This window comes from Variovorax sp. YR752, from assembly GCF_943372545.1.
The window spans coordinates 16,842-32,939 of sequence record NZ_CALRZC010000016.1; the positions used below are offsets into that span (position 1 = coordinate 16,842).

A 16,098-nucleotide genomic window follows, 5' to 3' on the forward strand; every position below is an offset into this window, starting at 1 on the left:
CCAACGCTGCCCCTGCGGCCGCCGATCTGCTGATCGGCGTCGCAACGGGCAGTCCAGGGCGATTCCTTCCGGTTCCCATCCGTTTCTCGTGCATCGAAGCGTCGCCACCTGCATCTGCGGGCGGTGACTGACGACAGCGCGCCGCAGCACAAGGCGGCGCAGGAGGAGTGCACATGAAACGCATGCTGATCAATGCGACGCAGCAGGAAGAGCGTCGCCTGGCGATCGTCGACGGGCAGAAGCTGCTCGACTTCGAGACCGAGATCGAAGGGCGCGAGCAGCGCAAGGGCAACATCTACAAGGCCGTCGTGACGCGCGTCGAGCCCTCGCTCGAAGCCTGCTTCGTCGACTACGGCGAAGACCGCCACGGCTTCCTGCCCTTCAAGGAAATCGCCAAGGAGTACTTCAAGGCCGGTGCCAGCGTCCGCGACGCGAAGATCCAGGACGTCATCTCCAACGGCCAGGAACTGCTGGTCCAGGTCGAGAAGGAAGAGCGCGGCAACAAGGGCGCGGCACTGACCACCTTCGTCTCGCTGGCCGGCCGCTACCTGGTGCTGATGCCCAACAACCCGCGCGGCGGCGGCGTCAGCCGGCGCATCGAGGGCGAGGACCGCGAAGAGCTGAAGGAGAACCTCGAGTCGCTCGATTACCCGAAGGGCATGAGCCTGATCGCCCGCACCGCCGGCATCGGCCGCTCCGCCGCCGAGCTGCAGTGGGACCTGAACTACATGCTCAAGCTGTGGGACGCGATCGACGGCGCGTCCAAGGGCGGCAAGGGCGCGTTCCTGATCTACCAGGAGTCGAGCCTGGTGATCCGCGCGATCCGCGACTACTTCACCGCCGACATCGGCGAGATCCTGATCGACACCGACGACATCTTCGATCAGGCGCAGCAGTTCATGAACCACGTGATGCCGGAGACGGCGCACAAGGTCAAGCGCTACCGTGACGACGCGCCGCTGTTCAGCCGCTTCCAGATCGAGCACCAGATCGAGACGGCCTTCAGCCGCACGGTCAACCTGCCCTCGGGCGGCGCGATCGTGATCGACCACACCGAGGCGCTGGTCTCGGTGGACGTGAACTCGGCGCGCAGCACGCGCGGCAGCGACATCGAGGAAACCGCGACGCGCACCAACCTCGAGGCGGCCGACGAGATCGCCCGCCAGATGCGCCTGCGCGACCTCGGCGGCCTGATCGTCGTCGACTTCATCGACATGGAGGAGAGCAAGAACCGCCGCGAAGTGGAAACCCGGCTGCGCGATGCGCTGCGCCAGGACCGCGCGCGTGTGCAGTTCAGCTCGATCAGCAAGTTCGGCCTGCTCGAACTCTCCCGCCAGCGCCTGCGCCCGGCGCTCAGCGAAGGCAGCCACATCACCTGCCCGCGCTGCAACGGCACCGGCCACATCCGCGACACCGAGAGCTCGGCGCTGCAGATCCTGCGCATGGTGCAGGAGGAGTCGATGAAGGAGAACACCGCCGCCGTGCACGTGCAGGTGCCGGTAGAAGTGACCAGCTTCCTGCTCAACGAGAAGCGCACCGAGATCACCAAGATCGAGCTGAAGCAGCGCGTCACCGTGCTGCTGGTGCCGAACAAGAACCTCGACACGCCGAACTACCGGCTCGAGCGCCTGCGCCACGACGATCCGCGCCTGGAGAACCTGCAGGCGAGCTACACGATGATCGACGACGTCGAGGACGAAGTCGGCATCACGCGCCGCGAGAAGGTCAAGGCCAAGCAGGAGCCGGTGATCAAGGGCATCCTGCCCGACGCGCCGGCACCGCAGCCGGAGCCGAAGCCCGAACCCGTTGCAGCCACACCGGTCGCTGCACCGGCGCCCGCACCGGCCGCAGCGCCTGCCGCGACGGCAGCGGGCAGCGGCTTCTTCGGCTGGGTCAAGCGCCTGTTCGGTGGCGGCGACACGGTGGCGCCCGCAGCGGCACCTGCCGCAGCGGCTCCCGCACCGGCTGCCGAGCCGCGCAAGGAAGGCCGTGGCGAACGCGGAGGCCGTGGCGGTCGTGACGGCCGCCGGGGTGAGCGCGGTGAGCGCGGTGAGCGTGGGGAGCGTGGCGAGGCCCGCGCCGATGGTCGTGGTGGTCGTGAAGGCCGCGAAGGTCGAGACGGCGGCCGTGGCCGCCGCAATGAACGCGCCGAGCGCCCCGAGGGCGAAGAGGCTCAACAGCAACCGCGTGCCGAAGGCGCGCCGCAGGAGGCCCGCGGCGAAGGCCGTCGTGGTGGCCGTGGCGAACGCGGCGAACGTGCCGAACGCGGTGATCGCGCCGAGCGTGGCGACCGCGGCGAGCGTGGCGAGCGTGGCGAGCGCCCGGAACGTCAGGAGCGCCGTCCGGCGCCCGAGACAGCGAGCGCCGAAGCCGTGCCGGCCCAGGCCTTCGTCGACACCATTCCGGTCGCCGACGGCGCGAGCGATGGCGGCGAAACCCAGGGCGAACGCAGCCGCCGCCGCCGCCGTGGCCGCGGTGGCCGCGATCGCGACGAGTCGCGAGCCGGCGAGGTGGGCAACGAGGTCGTGAACGGCGACGTGCCGGTCGCTGCCGAAGGCGAAGCGCCGGTCGAACCGGTTGCGGCCGCCGACGGTATCGAGGCCGCGCCGGCCGGCGCCGAAGGCGAGGAGCGCGACAGCAGCCGCCGACGCGGCCGCGGGCGTGATCGCCAGCGCCGCGAGCGCCGTGAAGAAGGCGCCCCGGTGGATGCTTCCGGCGTGACGGGTGAAGCACCGGCGCAGGCCGATGCCGAGCCGGCCGCCGCGTTCGAAGCGGCGGCGCAGGCCGAGTCAGCACCGCTGGCACCCGCCGTGGTGCCTGAAGCAGCGCCGGTCGTCGAGCCGGTCGCCGTGGTCGCCCCAGCCCCGGCTGTGGTCGCCACGCCGGTCGTCGCCGCAGCCCCGGTTGCCGCGAAGGTCGAGGCTTTCGTGCTGCCTGCCGATCAGCTGGCCGCGGTGGCCGAGCAGGCCGGTCTGCAGTGGGTGAACTCCGACGCGGAGAAGATCCGCGCCGTGCAGGAGGCGATGGCCCGCGAGCCGAAGCCGGTGCATGTGCCGCGCGAGCGCAAGCCGCTCGAGCGCATCGACGAAGGCCCGCTGGTGCTGGTGGAGACGCGCAAGGATCTGTCGCAGATCACGCTGCCGTTCGACACTGCTGCCGCGGAGCAGCGCGCGCCGCAGTAAGCGCCCTGCGCTTCGGCACAACGCCGCCGTGGCTCAGGCCCGGCGGCGTTTTTCTTTCTGCGCGGCTACGGCAGGCGTTCCAGCGAACGCTGGTAGACCGGGTCGTGCATCAGTTCGTCCCAGGACAGCGGCTGGCTGCGCGGCAGCAGCCGCTGGCGTCGCGCCTCGCTGTCGGGATCGAGTTGCCAGTGCCCGTCGGCCAGGCCCTGCGCCATGCCGTCGAGCAGCGCGTCGACGGCGGCACCGCCGTCGACCGACTGGTTGCACAGCAGCACCAGGTCGCAGCCGGCGGACAGGGCGATCGCCGCCGCCTCGGCATAGCTCACCTCGACACCGCCGACACGTCGCGCGCCCTCCATGCTGAGGTCGTCGCTGAACACCGCACCGGTGAAGCCGAGCTGCTGGCGCAGGATCTCCTTCAGCCAGCGCGGCGAGAAGCCAGCCGGATGGGCATCGACCTTCGGATAGATCACGTGCGCCGGCATGACGCTGGCGAGACTTGTCGACAGCCATTCGTAGGGCCGTGCGTCGTCGGTAAGGATGGCCTTGAGGCTGCGCTTGTCGATCGGCACTTCGGTGTGGCTGTCCGCCTTCACGTAGCCATGGCCGGGGAAATGCTTGCCGCAGTTGGCCATGCCGGCGAGCAGCAGCCCGTGCATCAGGCTCTTGGCCAGCAGCGTGGCGACGCGGGCGTCGCGGTGGAAGGCCCGATCGCCGATCACGCCGCTGCCGCCGTGGTCGAGGTCGAGCACCGGCGTGAAGCTGAGGTCGACGCCGCAGGCGCGCAGCTCGGCGCCGAGCACATGGCCGGCGGCGGTGGCGGCGTCGGTGGCGGTGAGCGGGTCGCTCATCCACAGCTCGCCGAGCACGCGCATCGCCGGCAGGTGGGTGAAGCCATCGGTGCGGAAGCGCTGCACGCGGCCGCCTTCGTGGTCGATGCAGACCAGCAGGTCGGAGCGGATCGCCTTGATCTCGGCCGTGAGCTCGACGAGCTGGCGCCGATCGACCCAGTTGCGCGCGAACAGGATCATGCCGCCGACCAGCGGGTGCACGAGGCGGCGGCGATCGTCGGCGGTCAGCGCGGTGCCGGCGATGTCGAGGATGACGGGGGCGTGGTTCATGGAAGATCCTGTATCTCGACCACGACGAAGCTCGCCGCGTAGTCGGTTTCGTCGGTGACGCTGACGTGGGCGCGAAGCCCGCGCTCGGCGAACCATTCGGCCAGCGCGCCGTGCAGGCGGATCTCGGGCTTGCCGCTTCGGGCCTTGACGATCTCGCAGTCGCGCCAGGTCATCGGCATGCGCATGCCCATGCCGATCGCCTTGGAGAACGCTTCCTTGGCCGAGAAGCGCGTCGCCAGGTAGCTGATGCCGCGCGACTCGACCCGCCCGAGCCGCTCACGGAACACCTCGATCTCGTGCGGGCCGAGCACCTTCTGCGCGAAACGCTCGCCGCGGCGCGCGTAGGTCTCGTGCAGGCGGCGGATGTCGCAGATGTCGGTGCCGACGCCAAAGATCATGACGACCCCTCGGCCGTCGGGTACGCCGGCCGATCCCCCGAGGGGATGCGGGCCGGCTTGGGAGCGGCCCGGCGCTCGGCCCGCTTCGGTCTCGCGACTCTCATGCGTAGGCGCGGTGGATGCAACGCAGATAGTCGCGCACCGTCTCGCCCATGCCGAGTTCGAGCGCGTCGGCGATCAGCGCGTGGCCGATCGACACCTCCTGCACGCCAGGTACGGCACGCAGGAAGTCGGTGAGGTTATCGCGGTTCAGGTCGTGGCCGGCATTCAGCCCGAGGCCTTCGGCCAGCGCCGCCTGCGCCGCGGCCGTGAAGCCGGCCAGCACCACGGCCTGCTGCGGCGTGCCGTGGGCGCGGGCGTAGGTCTCGGTGTAGAGCTCGACACGGTCGGCGCCGGCCTCGCGCGCACCGCGCATCTGCGCCGGCTCCGGGTCCATGAACAGGCTGACGCGCAGGCCCATCGCCTTGCACTCGGCGACCAGCGGTGCGAGCCGTGCATGGTCGTCGGGGAAGCGCCAGCCGTGGTCGGAGGTCGGCTGGTCGACGCTGTCCGGCACGAAGGTCACCTGGTGCACCTGCAGGCCCTGCCTGACGAGGCTGCGCACTTCGTCCATCAGGTTGTGGAACGGGTTGCCCTCGATGTTGTACTCGGCCTGCGGCCAGGCCTTGAGCAGCTCACCGAGGTCGGCCACGTCCTGCGGGCGGATGTGCCGCTGATCCGGCCGCGGGTGCACGGTGATGCCGTGGCAGCCTGCCTCCAGCGCCAGCGTCGCGGCGCGGGTCACGCTCGGGATGCCGAGCGCGCGCGTGTTGCGCAGCAGCGCGACCTTGTTGAGGTTGACCGACAGCGCGGTCATGCCGCGATGCGGGTCGAGTCCGGTGGTGAGCAGTGGGTTCATCAGAGGCCCTGGACGTCGCGCATCACCTCGCGGGTGCGCAGTGCCGTGGAGCCCAGATGATAGTGAAGCAGCGTGCGCAGTTGCAGCTTCATCGCCGGCAGCGCCAGCGCGCAGGTCTGCTGCAGCGCCTCGAGGCTGCCGTTCGTCAGCGCGGCCTGGGCACCGACGAGCAGCGCACCGGGCAGGCCTGCTTCGTCGTTGCGTGCCTCGGTCACACCCGCCTCGGGGCGCAGCGCGTACAGGGTCTGGGCCTGCAATGGCTGCTGCGTGAGAGTCGCCAGCCCCAGGTCGGGCAGCAGGCCGATCTCCTTGAGCAACGTCAGCTCGAAGGCACGCAGCGCCGCCTGCGTGCGCTCATCCTCGCCGGCGCCGAGGCCCGGCAACGTCTGCGCGTAGGCGTCGAACAGCGCCGGGTGAGGGTCGTGGCGCGCGAGCAGCTTCATCAGCAGCTCGTTGAGGTAGAAGCCGCTGAACAGCGCCGCGCCGGTGAGCATCGCCGCTCCGCCGGCCCATTCGGCCTGGCGCAGCGTCTGGATGTCGCCGGCGCCCTCGCCTTCGGGCAGTCGCCCGAGCGAAACGTTGATCCGCTGGAAGGGCAGCAACACCGCGCGCAGGTTGGAGTGCGGCTTCTTCGCACCCTTGGCGACGACTGCGACGCGGCCCACGGTGCGCGTGAACAGGTCGAGGATCAGGCTGGACTCGCTCCAGTCGTAGCGGTGCAGCACGTAGGCCGCCAGCGGCGCCGCGCCGCGCGCCGTCGCCATGGCGCTATTCGTAGCCGTAGCTGCGCAGATGATCCTCGTCGGCCGCCCAGCCGGAGCGCACCTTGACGAACAGCTCGAGGAAGACCTTGGCATCCATCAAGGTCTCGAGTTCCTGGCGCGCCTCGGAGCCGATGCGCTTGAGCCGCTCGCCGCCGGCGCCGATGATCATGCCCTTGTGGGCGTCGCGCTCGACGACGATCGAGGCGGCGATGCGGCGCAGGTGGCCCTCTTCCTCGTACTTGTCGATGACGACGGTCGAGGTGTAGGGCAGTTCGTCGCCGGTCAGGCGGAACAGCTTCTCGCGAATGATCTCGCTGGCCAGGAACCGGTCGCTGCGATCGGTCAGTGCGTCTTCCTCGTAGAACCAGCCCTGTTCGGGCAGGTACGGCTTGACGATCTGCAGCAGGCGCTCGACATCGGCCGCCTTCTTGGCCGACAGCGGCACGAACTCGGCGAAGGCGTGGCGGTCCTGCATGCCCTTCAGCCAGGGCGCCAGCTCGGCACGGCGGTGCACGGCGTCGAGCTTGTTGGCGATCAGGAACACCGGCTTGCTGACCAGGCCATCACCCTGGATCAGCGACAGCACCTTGGCATCGTCCAGCCCGAAGCGGCCCGCCTCGACGACGAACAGCACCACGTCGACGTCGGCCAGCACGCCCTGCACGGTGCGGTTCAGTGTGCGGTTCAGCGCAGCGCCGTGGCGGGTCTGGAAGCCGGGCGTGTCGACGAAGACGAACTGCGTGTCGCCGACCGTGCGGATGCCAGTGATGCGATGCCGCGTGGTCTGCGCCTTGGCCGAGGTGATGCTGATCTTCTGCCCGACCAGCGCGTTGAGCAGCGTCGACTTGCCGACGTTGGGCCTGCCGACGATGGCGATCAGGCCGCAGCGCTGCGCCGCGGGCAGTTCGTCCACCGGGGTGGTGTCGGTCATGAGCGAAGAGGTCCGCCGGGGCGGTCGCTCGCCTTCAGCACGTCGAGCATCCTGCGCGCGGCTTCCTGCTCGGCCTGGCGGCGCGAACGCCCCTCGCCGGCCTGCGTGAGGCCGAGCGCCGGCACCTCGCACTCGACCTCGAAGGTCTGCGCATGGGCCTGGCCGCGCGTCGCGGCGATGCGGTAGGTCGGCACCGGCAGGCGGCGCGCCTGCAGCCACTCCTGCAGTTCGGTCTTGGCGTCCTTGGCCCAGCTGCCGATCTCGGTGCCGGCAATCACGTCGCCGAACAGTCGCTGCACCAGCGCACGGGCCGCATCGAACCCGGCGTCGAGGAAGACGGCGCCGATCACGGCTTCGAGGGCATCGGCCAGGATGGAGGCGCGCTGCGCGCCGCCGCCGCGAGCCTCGCCTTCGGACAGGCGCACCACATCCGGCAACTCGAGCTGCAGGGCCATGCGATGCAGGCTGTCTTCGCGCACGAGGTGGGCGCGAACGCGCGTGAGATCGCCCTCGTCGGAGCCGGCGAAACGGTCGAACAGCAGGCTGGACACGGCCAGGCTCAGCACGGCGTCGCCGAGGAATTCGAGGCGCTCGTTGTGATCGGCACCGAAGCTGCGGTGCGTCAGCGCACGCTCCAGCAACGCCGTCTGCCGGAAGCGGTGGCCGATTCGGGCCTGGAGATCGTCGATTGATTCGTCCATCGGGTAGGTTGTCATCGGGCCGCGAAGCCCGGGATTGCCCCCGCTGCGCTACTTCTTCGAGCGCCCCTCGTACTTGATGAGCAGGTAGACCGGCGCGACGAGCTCGATCTCCTTGTCGTAGGCAAAACTCACCACGACCTGCTCGTTCTCCTTGGTGATCTGCAGATCCTTGCTATCGATCGAGGTGATCGAGTACTCGATCTGCTTCTGCTTCTCGAACGCGCTGCGGATCTCCGGCACGGTGCTGCCGCCTTCCTTGGCAATCTTCTCCACGGCGCGCTGGATCGTGTAGAACTCGTTGACCGTCGGCAGCACCCGCATCACCACCAGGGCGGTCATGCCGATCAGGATGGCCCAGAACATCAGCCCGAACAGGGTAACGCCGCGCTGCCGGCGGCTCGATGCATACTTTCCGGTCATTCGTTCATGCTCCCGTCTTAGGCCCCGCGCACCGGCACGTCAGTGGAACGAGCCGATGCGCTTCGGGTTGCCGAAGTTCATCCATACGAAGAAGGCCTTGCCGACGATGTTCTCGTCCGGCACGAAGCCCCAGTAGCGCGAGTCTTCCGAGTTGTCGCGGTTGTCGCCCATCATGAAGTAGTGCCCCTCGGGCACCTTGCAGCTGACGCCCTCGGCACTGTAGCGGCAGTTGTCGCGAAATGGGAAGGCATAGGCGCCGTCCGCACCGAAGGGCCTTTGCGCCTGCAGGTTGACCAGGATGCGATGCTCCACGTCACCCAGCTTCTCCTTGAACTCGGGGAAGTAGCGCAGCGAGTCTTCGTCATAGAAGCCCGGCGGCGGCAGCGCCTCGAGCGGCACCTCCTTGCCGTTGACCGACAGCCTCTGGTTGCGGAAGGTGATCTCGTCGCCGGGCAGGCCGACGACGCGCTTGATGTAGTCGATGCTGGTGTCACGCGGGAAGCGGAACACCATCACGTCGCCCCGCTTGGGGTCGTTGTTGGCGATGATCTTCTTGTTGATGACCGGCAAGCGCACGCCGTAGTGGTATTTGTTCACCAGGATCAGGTCACCGACCAGCAGCGTCGGGATCATCGAGCCGGACGGGATCTTGAACGGCTCGAACAGGAAGGAGCGCAGCAGGAACACGGCCAGGATCACCGGGAACAGACCCGCCGTCCAGTCCAGCCACCAGGGCTGCATCAGCAGTTTCTCTCGCGCCGGCGCCAGGTCGGTGTCGACCTTGGTGATGCCCTGCGCCGCCAGCTGTGCACGCCGAGCCGCGTCCTGCTCCTCGAGCGAGCCGGCAGCGGCCGCACGACGCGGCGCGAAGTGGAAGCGCTCAGCCAGCCAGTAGGCCAGCGTCACGACGCTGAGGATGAACAGCAGCAGCGAGAAGTTTCCCGTCCACTTGCCGAGGTACCAGCCGCCCAGGTAGATGGCGAGCGCACCATAGAGCACACCGGTCAGATAACCCATCAGTCGTCCACCTGGAGGATGGCCAGAAACGCCTCCTGCGGCACCTCGACGGAGCCGATCTGCTTCATGCGTTTCTTGCCCGCCTTCTGTTTTTCGAGCAGCTTGCGCTTGCGGGTGATGTCACCACCGTAGCACTTGGCCAGCACGTTCTTGCGAAGCGCCTTGATTGTCTCACGCGCGATGATGTTGGCGCCGATGGCGGCCTGCACGGCCACGTCGTACATCTGCCGCGAGATCAGTTCGCGCATCTTGGTCACCACCGCGCGGCTGCGGTACACGCTCTGCGCACGGTGCACGATGATCGACAGCGCGTCGACCTTGTCGCCGTTGAGCAGGATGTCGACCTTGACGACGTCGGAGGCGCGGTACTCCTTGAACTCGTAGTCCATCGACGCGTAGCCGCGCGACACGCTCTTGAGCTTGTCGAAGAAGTCCAGCACGATCTCCGCCAGCGGCATCTCGTAGGTCAGCATGACCTGGCGGCCGTGGTAAGCCATGTTGATCTGGTTGCCGCGCTTGAGGTTGGCCAGCGTCATCACCGGGCCGACGTAGTCCTGCGGCATGTACAGGTGCACCGTCACGATCGGCTCGCGGATCTCCTTGATGCGGCCCTGGTCGGGCATCTTCGACGGGTTCTCGACCTGCATCACCGTGCCATCGTTGAGCTCGACCTCGTAGACCACGCTCGGCGCGGTGGTGATCAGGTCCTGGTCGAACTCGCGCTCGAGCCGTTCCTGCACGATCTCCATGTGCAGCAGGCCGAGAAAGCCGCAGCGGAAGCCGAAGCCGAGCGCCTGGCTGACCTCGGGCTCGTAGCGCAGCGAGGAGTCGTTCAGCTTGAGCTTCTCCAGCGCGTCGCGCAGCTGGTCGTACTCGCTCGCCTCGGTCGGGTACAGCCCGGCGAAGACCTGCGGCTTGATCTCCTTGAAGCCCGGCAGGGGTTCGCTGGCCACGCCCAGGTTGTTGGGCAGCTTCTTCTCCAGCGTGATGGTGTCGCCGACCTTGGCCGCCTGCAGTTCCTTGATGCCGGCAATGATGAAGCCGACCTCACCGGCCCGGAGCGACTCGCGCGGCAGCGACTTCGGCGTGAACACACCGAGCTGCTCCACGCCATACACCGCGTCGCTGGCCATCAGGCGGATGCGCTCCCCGCGGGTCAGCGAGCCGTCGACCACGCGCACCAGCATGACGACGCCGACATAGTTGTCGAACCAGCTGTCGATGATCATCGCGCGCAGGGGCGCAGCGGTTTTGCCGCGCGGCGCCGGCATGCGCTGGATCACCGCCTCGAGGATGTCGTCGATGCCTTCGCCGGTCTTCGCGCTGCACGGGATCGCGTCGTCGGCGTCGATGCCGATCACGTCCTCGATCTCCTCCTTGGCGCGCTCCGGGTCCGCCTGCGGCAGATCCATCTTGTTGAGCACAGGGACGACTTCGACGCCGAGCTCGATGGCGGTGTAGCAGTTGGCCACCGTCTGCGCCTCGACCCCCTGGCTCGCATCGACCACCAGCAACGCCCCCTCGCAGGCCGACAGCGAGCGGCTGACCTCGTAGCTGAAGTCGACGTGCCCCGGCGTGTCGATCAGGTTCAGGTTGTAGATCTGGCCGTCGCGCGCCTTGTACTGCAGCGCCGCGGTCTGCGCCTTGATCGTGATGCCGCGCTCGCGCTCGATGTCCATCGAGTCGAGCACCTGCGCCTCCATCTCGCGGTCGGACAGCCCGCCACATCGCTGGATCAGACGGTCTGCCAGCGTGCTCTTGCCGTGGTCGATGTGGGCAATGATGGAGAAGTTGCGGATGTGGTCCATGAACTGCGATTCGACTTCGGTGCGAACGCCGGGCAAACAACGGCGTAGCCGTTGCGTCGGACGCTAACTTCGCGCAGCGAAGTTAAGCGTGGCGTGAGCCACGCGGCGGGAGACAAAAAAAAGGCACGTCGAACGAGTGACGCGCCTTCCAACAAAACGTATGGCAACTGCTTGTTGGGCCTTCATTGTAGCCAAAAGCACCCCGCGCAAGACCGCGCCAATCCTCGATTTCTGCTCGTTGCGACGTCCCAACAGCAGATTTCATCAACAGCTTATCCACAAAGCCTTGTGGATCTCCTGGGGATAGCTTGAACGCCCCTTCTTTGTTGATCGGATCAGCGAAAGAAGGGTCGAACAAGGCCAGATTCTAGCCGCCAGCATCGGCAATCGCCGCCATGCCAGATTGTCAGCGGTCACTGACTTTCTCACGATCCGGGAAGCGGTTGTTCCGGCAGACAGCAGCCACCCCATCACAACCGATCACTTGCCGTATGGCGGAAAGACCCCCTCTGGCAGTCGGTCGATCTGGTCGCTCGGCCGACTGCGCTTGGTCGCCCAAGGCCACTCAGCGGGCAGGCCGGATGATCAGGAAGTTGACCGTGTCGCCTCGCCGAACCAGGGCAGTCACGGCGCGCGCCTTGTCGAGCTTGGTGACCACGGACTCGAACTGCTTCGCGCTGGTGATTTCCGTGTTGTCCAGAGACAGGATCACGTCGCCTTCGCGCAGTCCGGCACGGGCCGCGGCACCTTCGGCCACCTCGACACGCACGCCGTTCTTGATCTTGAGCTCGCGCTTCTGCGCCTCGCTCAGATCGGACACGCCGATCCCGAGCGTGGCCGCGGTCGCCTGCGGCCTGGTTTCTGCCTCCGCCGTGCGACGCGCACGATCCGGTTCGACCTCCGCCACGACGACACCGAGATCCTTGTACGCACCGCGACGGAACACCTGCACGGTCGCCTTGCTGCCCGGCTTGACGCCACCGACGATGCGCGGCAGGTCGCCGGACTTCTCCACCGTCTTGCCGTCGAATCGGGTGATGATGTCTCCCGCCTCGACGCCAGCCTTCTCGGCAGGGCCGCCCGCCTCGACGCTGCGCACCAGCGCGCCGGTCGGTTTGCCGAGCCCGATCGATTCGGCGACTTCCTTGGTCACCTGGTCGATGCTGACGCCGATGCGGCCGCGGCTGACGCGGCCGGTCGTCTTCAACTGGTCCGCCACCCGCGTCGCCTCGTCGATCGGGATCGCGAACGAGATGCCCATGTAGCCGCCGGAGCGGCTGTAGATCTGCGAGTTGATGCCGACCACCTCGCCGCGCATGTTGATCAGCGGGCCGCCCGAGTTGCCGGGATTGATCGCGACGTCGGTCTGGATCAGCGGCAGGAACTCGCCGGTGTCGCGCGCCTTGGCGCTGACGATGCCGGCCGTGACGGTGTTCTCGAGGCCAAAGGGCGAACCGATGGCGATGACCCACTCGCCCACGCGCAGGCGGTTCACGTCGCCGATGCGCACGGTCGGCAGCCCCGTCGCCTCGACCTTTACCAGGGCGACGTCGGAGCGTCGATCCGCACCGATGACGCGAGCCTTGAACTCGCGCTTGTCAGCCAGCGTGACGAAGACCTCGTCCGCGCCGTCGATCACGTGGGCGTTGGTCATCACGTACCCGTCGGCACCGAAGATGAAGCCGGATCCGACGCCGCGCTGCTGCGGCTCGCCGTCGGGCTGCTGCGACCTCGGGCCGCGCGGCGAGGGCTGGTTCGGGATCGGCAGGCCGAAGCGCCGGAAGAACTCCAGCATGTCTTCGTCCATCTCGGGCGAGCCATCGCTGCGCGCGGCACGTCGCTCGGTCGTGCGGATGTTGACCACGGCCGGGCCGACACGCTCGGCCAGGTCGGCGAACTCGGGCAGTGCCTGCGCGTGCGCGGCCGGCACGACCAGCGTGCCGGCCAGTGCGATGGCGAGGCTGGCGACAGCAAAAACGAAGCTGCGGCGCGCCGCCGCGGTGACAGAGTCAGGCAAGTGCTTGGTCATGGATCGAGAGCCTCAGTACGAAAACCTGGCCAGATGGCGCTTCACTTCTTGCGTTCAAGCCCATTGGCGAACATCAGCAGCGTGGCGGGAGGCACATCGCCGACGACGGTGACCCACCAGTCGCCGTGGCGACGCATCAAGGTCTGCGTCGCGCCAACGGCAGTGCGTATCGAGCGCTGGTGGCGCTGCGCATCGAAGCGCTCGATAAAGACCGACACATAGGCCAGCCCATCCGAATAGATGGTCTGCAGTACCGGTTCGGCGGATGCTTCCTGCGGGTTGGACGTGGGCGACTCCATCGGGCGCCGCACGCAACTGACTTCGCGGAAGCCCGGGACCAGCTGGCGCATGCCCCAGCCCTCGGACTCCATCCGGGTCGGCGTCAGCGACGGCCGGACGATGCGGTAGCCGTCGAGCTTGCGCATCGGCCCGATGACGCTGTCGACCTGCGGCTTGACGCCGATCGTGACCTCGGAGAATGCCGAAGTCTCGAGCACCTCGTTGCGGTCGTTGATCACGTCGGAGCGCAGCAGCAGGCCGGAGGCCTTGTCCGACCAAAGCCGATAGCCGAAGCGATGCGCGTCGCGCGGCTGCACCATCAGCACATGTGCTTCGCGCCCGGCGACTCGCTCGCTGCCCTGCGGATTGACTTCATAGATCTCGGCCAGCCGGTCGACGCCGCCTTGCAGAAGCGCCGGGAAGCTGGTCATCGTCTGCGCCTGCTCGAGCAGCGCCACACGGCTGGCCGGCCACAGCGTCTGCACCACGTCGTTGTGGCGAAACACGTGGCGCGCCTGGCCGTCGAGTGACTCGATGCGCTCGTACTGGTTGCTGCCTTCGCAGTAGTGCGCGATGCGCGCGCTCGACACTGCGCCGCCGCCGCTGACCACGAAGATGCCCTGGAAGTTCTGCCTCGCGGCAGCCTCGTGGATGCGCGACAGCCAGGCGCGGACCTCGCGCGAGTCGGTGGCTGCCGACGCCGCCGGCGCACCGGCCGCAGACACGAAACCGCAGAACGCGCCGAGCAGGGTCAGCGCAATGATCGGGCGAAGCAGCATGAGATGGAGCGATTCCGTTCGCGCAGGCTCAGCGCATGGATGCGTCGGTGGTGGCGCTGCGCAGGAAGGCCGAAGGCACCCCCAGCGCCGACGCACCCGCGAAGTTCTGGTGCGCAGCGAGGTAGCGGTCGAGGCGCGCGTCGCGGATCACCTTGCCGTCGGTCACGAGGGCGGCCGGCTCGACACCGGCATCGGCGTTCACCGCCACTGGCACGACCGGCGCAGGCGCCGCTGCCAGGGCGCCTGGGCCCGCCTGCGGCGCGGGGCCGCGCGTGACCACCAGCACGCCGGCGACGGCAACGAAACCGGCGGCGACCGCCGCACCGGCGTGCCAGCGGCGCAGGCGGCGGCCCGTCGCCATGGGGGCCGCGGCGGCCGGCGCCACCTGCGGTGCGAGCACCACCGGCTCGTCGGCCAGCCGCTCACGCAATCGCCGCAGGAAGGCCTCATCACGCGACGGTGACGAGGCGAGATCGTCCGAACGAAGCACGTCACCGATCAACTGGTACGCATGCCAGGTCTGCCGGGCATTGCCATCGCTTCGCCAAGCGGCGCAGGCGCGGCGTACGCCCTCGGACGCCAACTCGCCGTCGGCCAGCGCCGACAGGTCTTCGGCACCATTCGAACCCATGGACTGTTCACTGGACATCATCGACTCCAAACCACTCCCCGCCCCTCACCACCGTTCGCCTTCGCGCGTATCGAGCAGCGGCCTCAGCCGCAGCGCGATCGCCTCGCGCGCCCGGAAGATGCGCGAGCGCACCGTCCCGATCGGGCAGTTCATCAACTCGGCGATCTCCTCGTAGCTCAAGCCTTCGATCTCGCGCAGAGTAATCGCCTGGCGCAGATCCTCGGACAGTGCTTCGATCGCGGAGTTCACCGCGGCTGCAATTTCCTTGCTGGCCAGCACGGCGTCGGGAGTCTCGCCGTCGCTTAGTTCGTTTTCGACGCGCGAAGTTTCGTCGTCGTCGTCGCGCGAGGCGAGTGCGGATTCCGTCACGATCGGATCACGCTTGAGGTCGACCAGGGCCTTCTTGGCCGTGTTCACGGCGATGCGGTACAGCCAGGTGTAGAAGGCGCTGTCACCGCGGAACTGGCCGATCGCGCGGTAGGCGCGGATGAAGGTCTCCTGGGCGATGTCCGGCACGAGGTCGACGTCGCGCACCATGCGACCGATCAGTCGCTCGATGCGGCGCTGGTACTTCACCACCAGCATCTCGAACGCCCGCACGTCGCCCTGCTTGACTCGTTCGATCAGCGGTGCGTCGGCGTCGTTGGCGTTCATGCGTAGAGAGGGTCGGGGGCCTGCGCCGAGGGGGCCGCCGGTTCGGGGCGCGGCGAATATACCGCACGGCGCAGGGCATTCCAGTCGCCCGCACCGGCGTCCCGGCCGAGCACCAGCCAGACGTGGCGCGCCCCGTGCCGGTGAAGGCCACCGTGGCGAAACCGCAGCAGCATCCAGTTGCCCGTGTCGGCGGTCAACAGCAGTGAGCCTTCGCACTCCGGCGTGGCCAGCGTCGACGGCCCGGCCAGCCACCATGTCTGCCCATCCCAGCGCAACCGGCCCGCCGCGAGCGGCCTCCAGCCGACCGCCGGCAACCAGGCCAGGCAAGCCAGCAGCACCCAGCCCAGCGCGGCCCAGGCCTCGCGCGCGAACAGGCCCACCGCCCAGGCGATCACGACCAGCGCCACCAAGCCGTGCAGAGCGGACAGCGCCCAGCGAGCCCGCGACGGCAGAGCGACCGCGAAGGTCGTCGAAGTGGTCACGCGC

At 68.2% G+C, this 16,098-nt stretch carries 15 protein-coding genes; 1 reads left to right on the forward strand and 14 read right to left on the reverse strand.

Features of this window, described 5'->3' with window-relative positions; genetic code table 11:
- Positions 1-173 precede the first annotated feature (173 nt).
- The gene (locus AAG801_RS05900) at positions 174-3,182 is read left to right on the forward strand and encodes an Rne/Rng family ribonuclease (protein ID WP_341887581.1); all 3,009 of its coding nucleotides are present in this window, start codon (positions 174-176) and stop codon (positions 3,180-3,182) included.
- 65 nt (positions 3,183-3,247) lie between these two features.
- Here the strand turns inward: AAG801_RS05900 and nagZ are convergent, their stop codons facing one another.
- The 14 genes from nagZ to AAG801_RS05970 form a co-directional block, all read right to left on the reverse strand.
- Positions 3,248-4,303, reverse strand: coding sequence for a beta-N-acetylhexosaminidase (gene nagZ, locus AAG801_RS05905; RefSeq protein ID WP_341887582.1), 1,056 nt, complete (start codon positions 4,301-4,303; stop codon positions 3,248-3,250).
- Entirely contained in the window at positions 4,300-4,701 is a 402-nt protein-coding gene (gene acpS, locus AAG801_RS05910) for a holo-ACP synthase (RefSeq protein WP_341887583.1), read from the reverse strand. Before acpS ends, nagZ begins: the two co-directional genes overlap by 4 nt.
- Positions 4,702-4,801: 100 nt before the next feature.
- Positions 4,802-5,599, reverse strand: coding sequence for a pyridoxine 5'-phosphate synthase (locus AAG801_RS05915; protein WP_341887584.1), 798 nt, complete (start codon positions 5,597-5,599; stop codon positions 4,802-4,804).
- A complete protein-coding gene (gene recO / locus AAG801_RS05920; RefSeq protein WP_341887585.1) occupies positions 5,599-6,363 on the reverse strand; it encodes a DNA repair protein RecO in 765 nt (254 codons plus the stop codon). Before recO ends, AAG801_RS05915 begins: the two co-directional genes overlap by 1 nt.
- A 4-nt stretch (positions 6,364-6,367) precedes the next feature.
- Entirely contained in the window at positions 6,368-7,294 is a 927-nt protein-coding gene (gene era, locus AAG801_RS05925; protein WP_341887586.1) for a GTPase Era, read from the reverse strand.
- Positions 7,291-7,995, reverse strand: coding sequence for a ribonuclease III (gene rnc, locus AAG801_RS05930; protein ID WP_341887587.1), 705 nt, complete (start codon positions 7,993-7,995; stop codon positions 7,291-7,293). The genes era and rnc overlap by 4 nt, the downstream gene beginning before the upstream one ends.
- A 48-nt stretch (positions 7,996-8,043) precedes the next feature.
- On the reverse strand, positions 8,044-8,415 hold the full coding sequence (locus AAG801_RS05935) for a DUF4845 domain-containing protein (RefSeq protein ID WP_341887588.1): 372 nt from the start codon (positions 8,413-8,415) through the stop codon (positions 8,044-8,046).
- Positions 8,416-8,454: 39 nt separating this feature from the next.
- Positions 8,455-9,432 carry a signal peptidase I gene (gene lepB, locus AAG801_RS05940; RefSeq protein WP_341887589.1) on the reverse strand — a complete coding sequence of 326 codons (978 nt, stop codon included), beginning with the start codon at positions 9,430-9,432 and terminating at the stop codon, positions 8,455-8,457.
- Positions 9,432-11,240: a translation elongation factor 4 gene (gene lepA, locus AAG801_RS05945; RefSeq protein ID WP_341887590.1), complete on the reverse strand. Its 1,809-nt coding sequence runs from the start codon at positions 11,238-11,240 to the stop codon at positions 9,432-9,434. Before lepA ends, lepB begins: the two co-directional genes overlap by 1 nt.
- Positions 11,241-11,805: 565 nt before the next feature.
- Positions 11,806-13,269, reverse strand: a complete 1,464-nt coding sequence (locus tag AAG801_RS05950; protein WP_341887591.1) for a DegQ family serine endoprotease — start codon at positions 13,267-13,269, stop codon at positions 11,806-11,808.
- Between the two features lie 41 nt (positions 13,270-13,310).
- Positions 13,311-14,327: a MucB/RseB C-terminal domain-containing protein gene (locus AAG801_RS05955; protein ID WP_341887592.1), complete on the reverse strand. Its 1,017-nt coding sequence runs from the start codon at positions 14,325-14,327 to the stop codon at positions 13,311-13,313.
- A 28-nt stretch (positions 14,328-14,355) separates the two neighbouring features.
- Positions 14,356-14,976 (reverse strand): sigma-E factor negative regulatory protein, encoded by a 621-nt coding sequence (locus AAG801_RS05960; RefSeq protein WP_341887593.1) that lies wholly within the window; start codon positions 14,974-14,976, stop codon positions 14,356-14,358.
- A 27-nt stretch (positions 14,977-15,003) separates the two neighbouring features.
- Positions 15,004-15,612 (reverse strand): RNA polymerase sigma factor RpoE, encoded by a 609-nt coding sequence (gene rpoE / locus AAG801_RS05965; protein ID WP_341887594.1) that lies wholly within the window; start codon positions 15,610-15,612, stop codon positions 15,004-15,006.
- Positions 15,609-16,094 (reverse strand): hypothetical protein, encoded by a 486-nt coding sequence (locus tag AAG801_RS05970; RefSeq protein WP_341887595.1) that lies wholly within the window; start codon positions 16,092-16,094, stop codon positions 15,609-15,611. Before AAG801_RS05970 ends, rpoE begins: the two co-directional genes overlap by 4 nt.
- Positions 16,095-16,098: the final 4 nt, after the last annotated feature.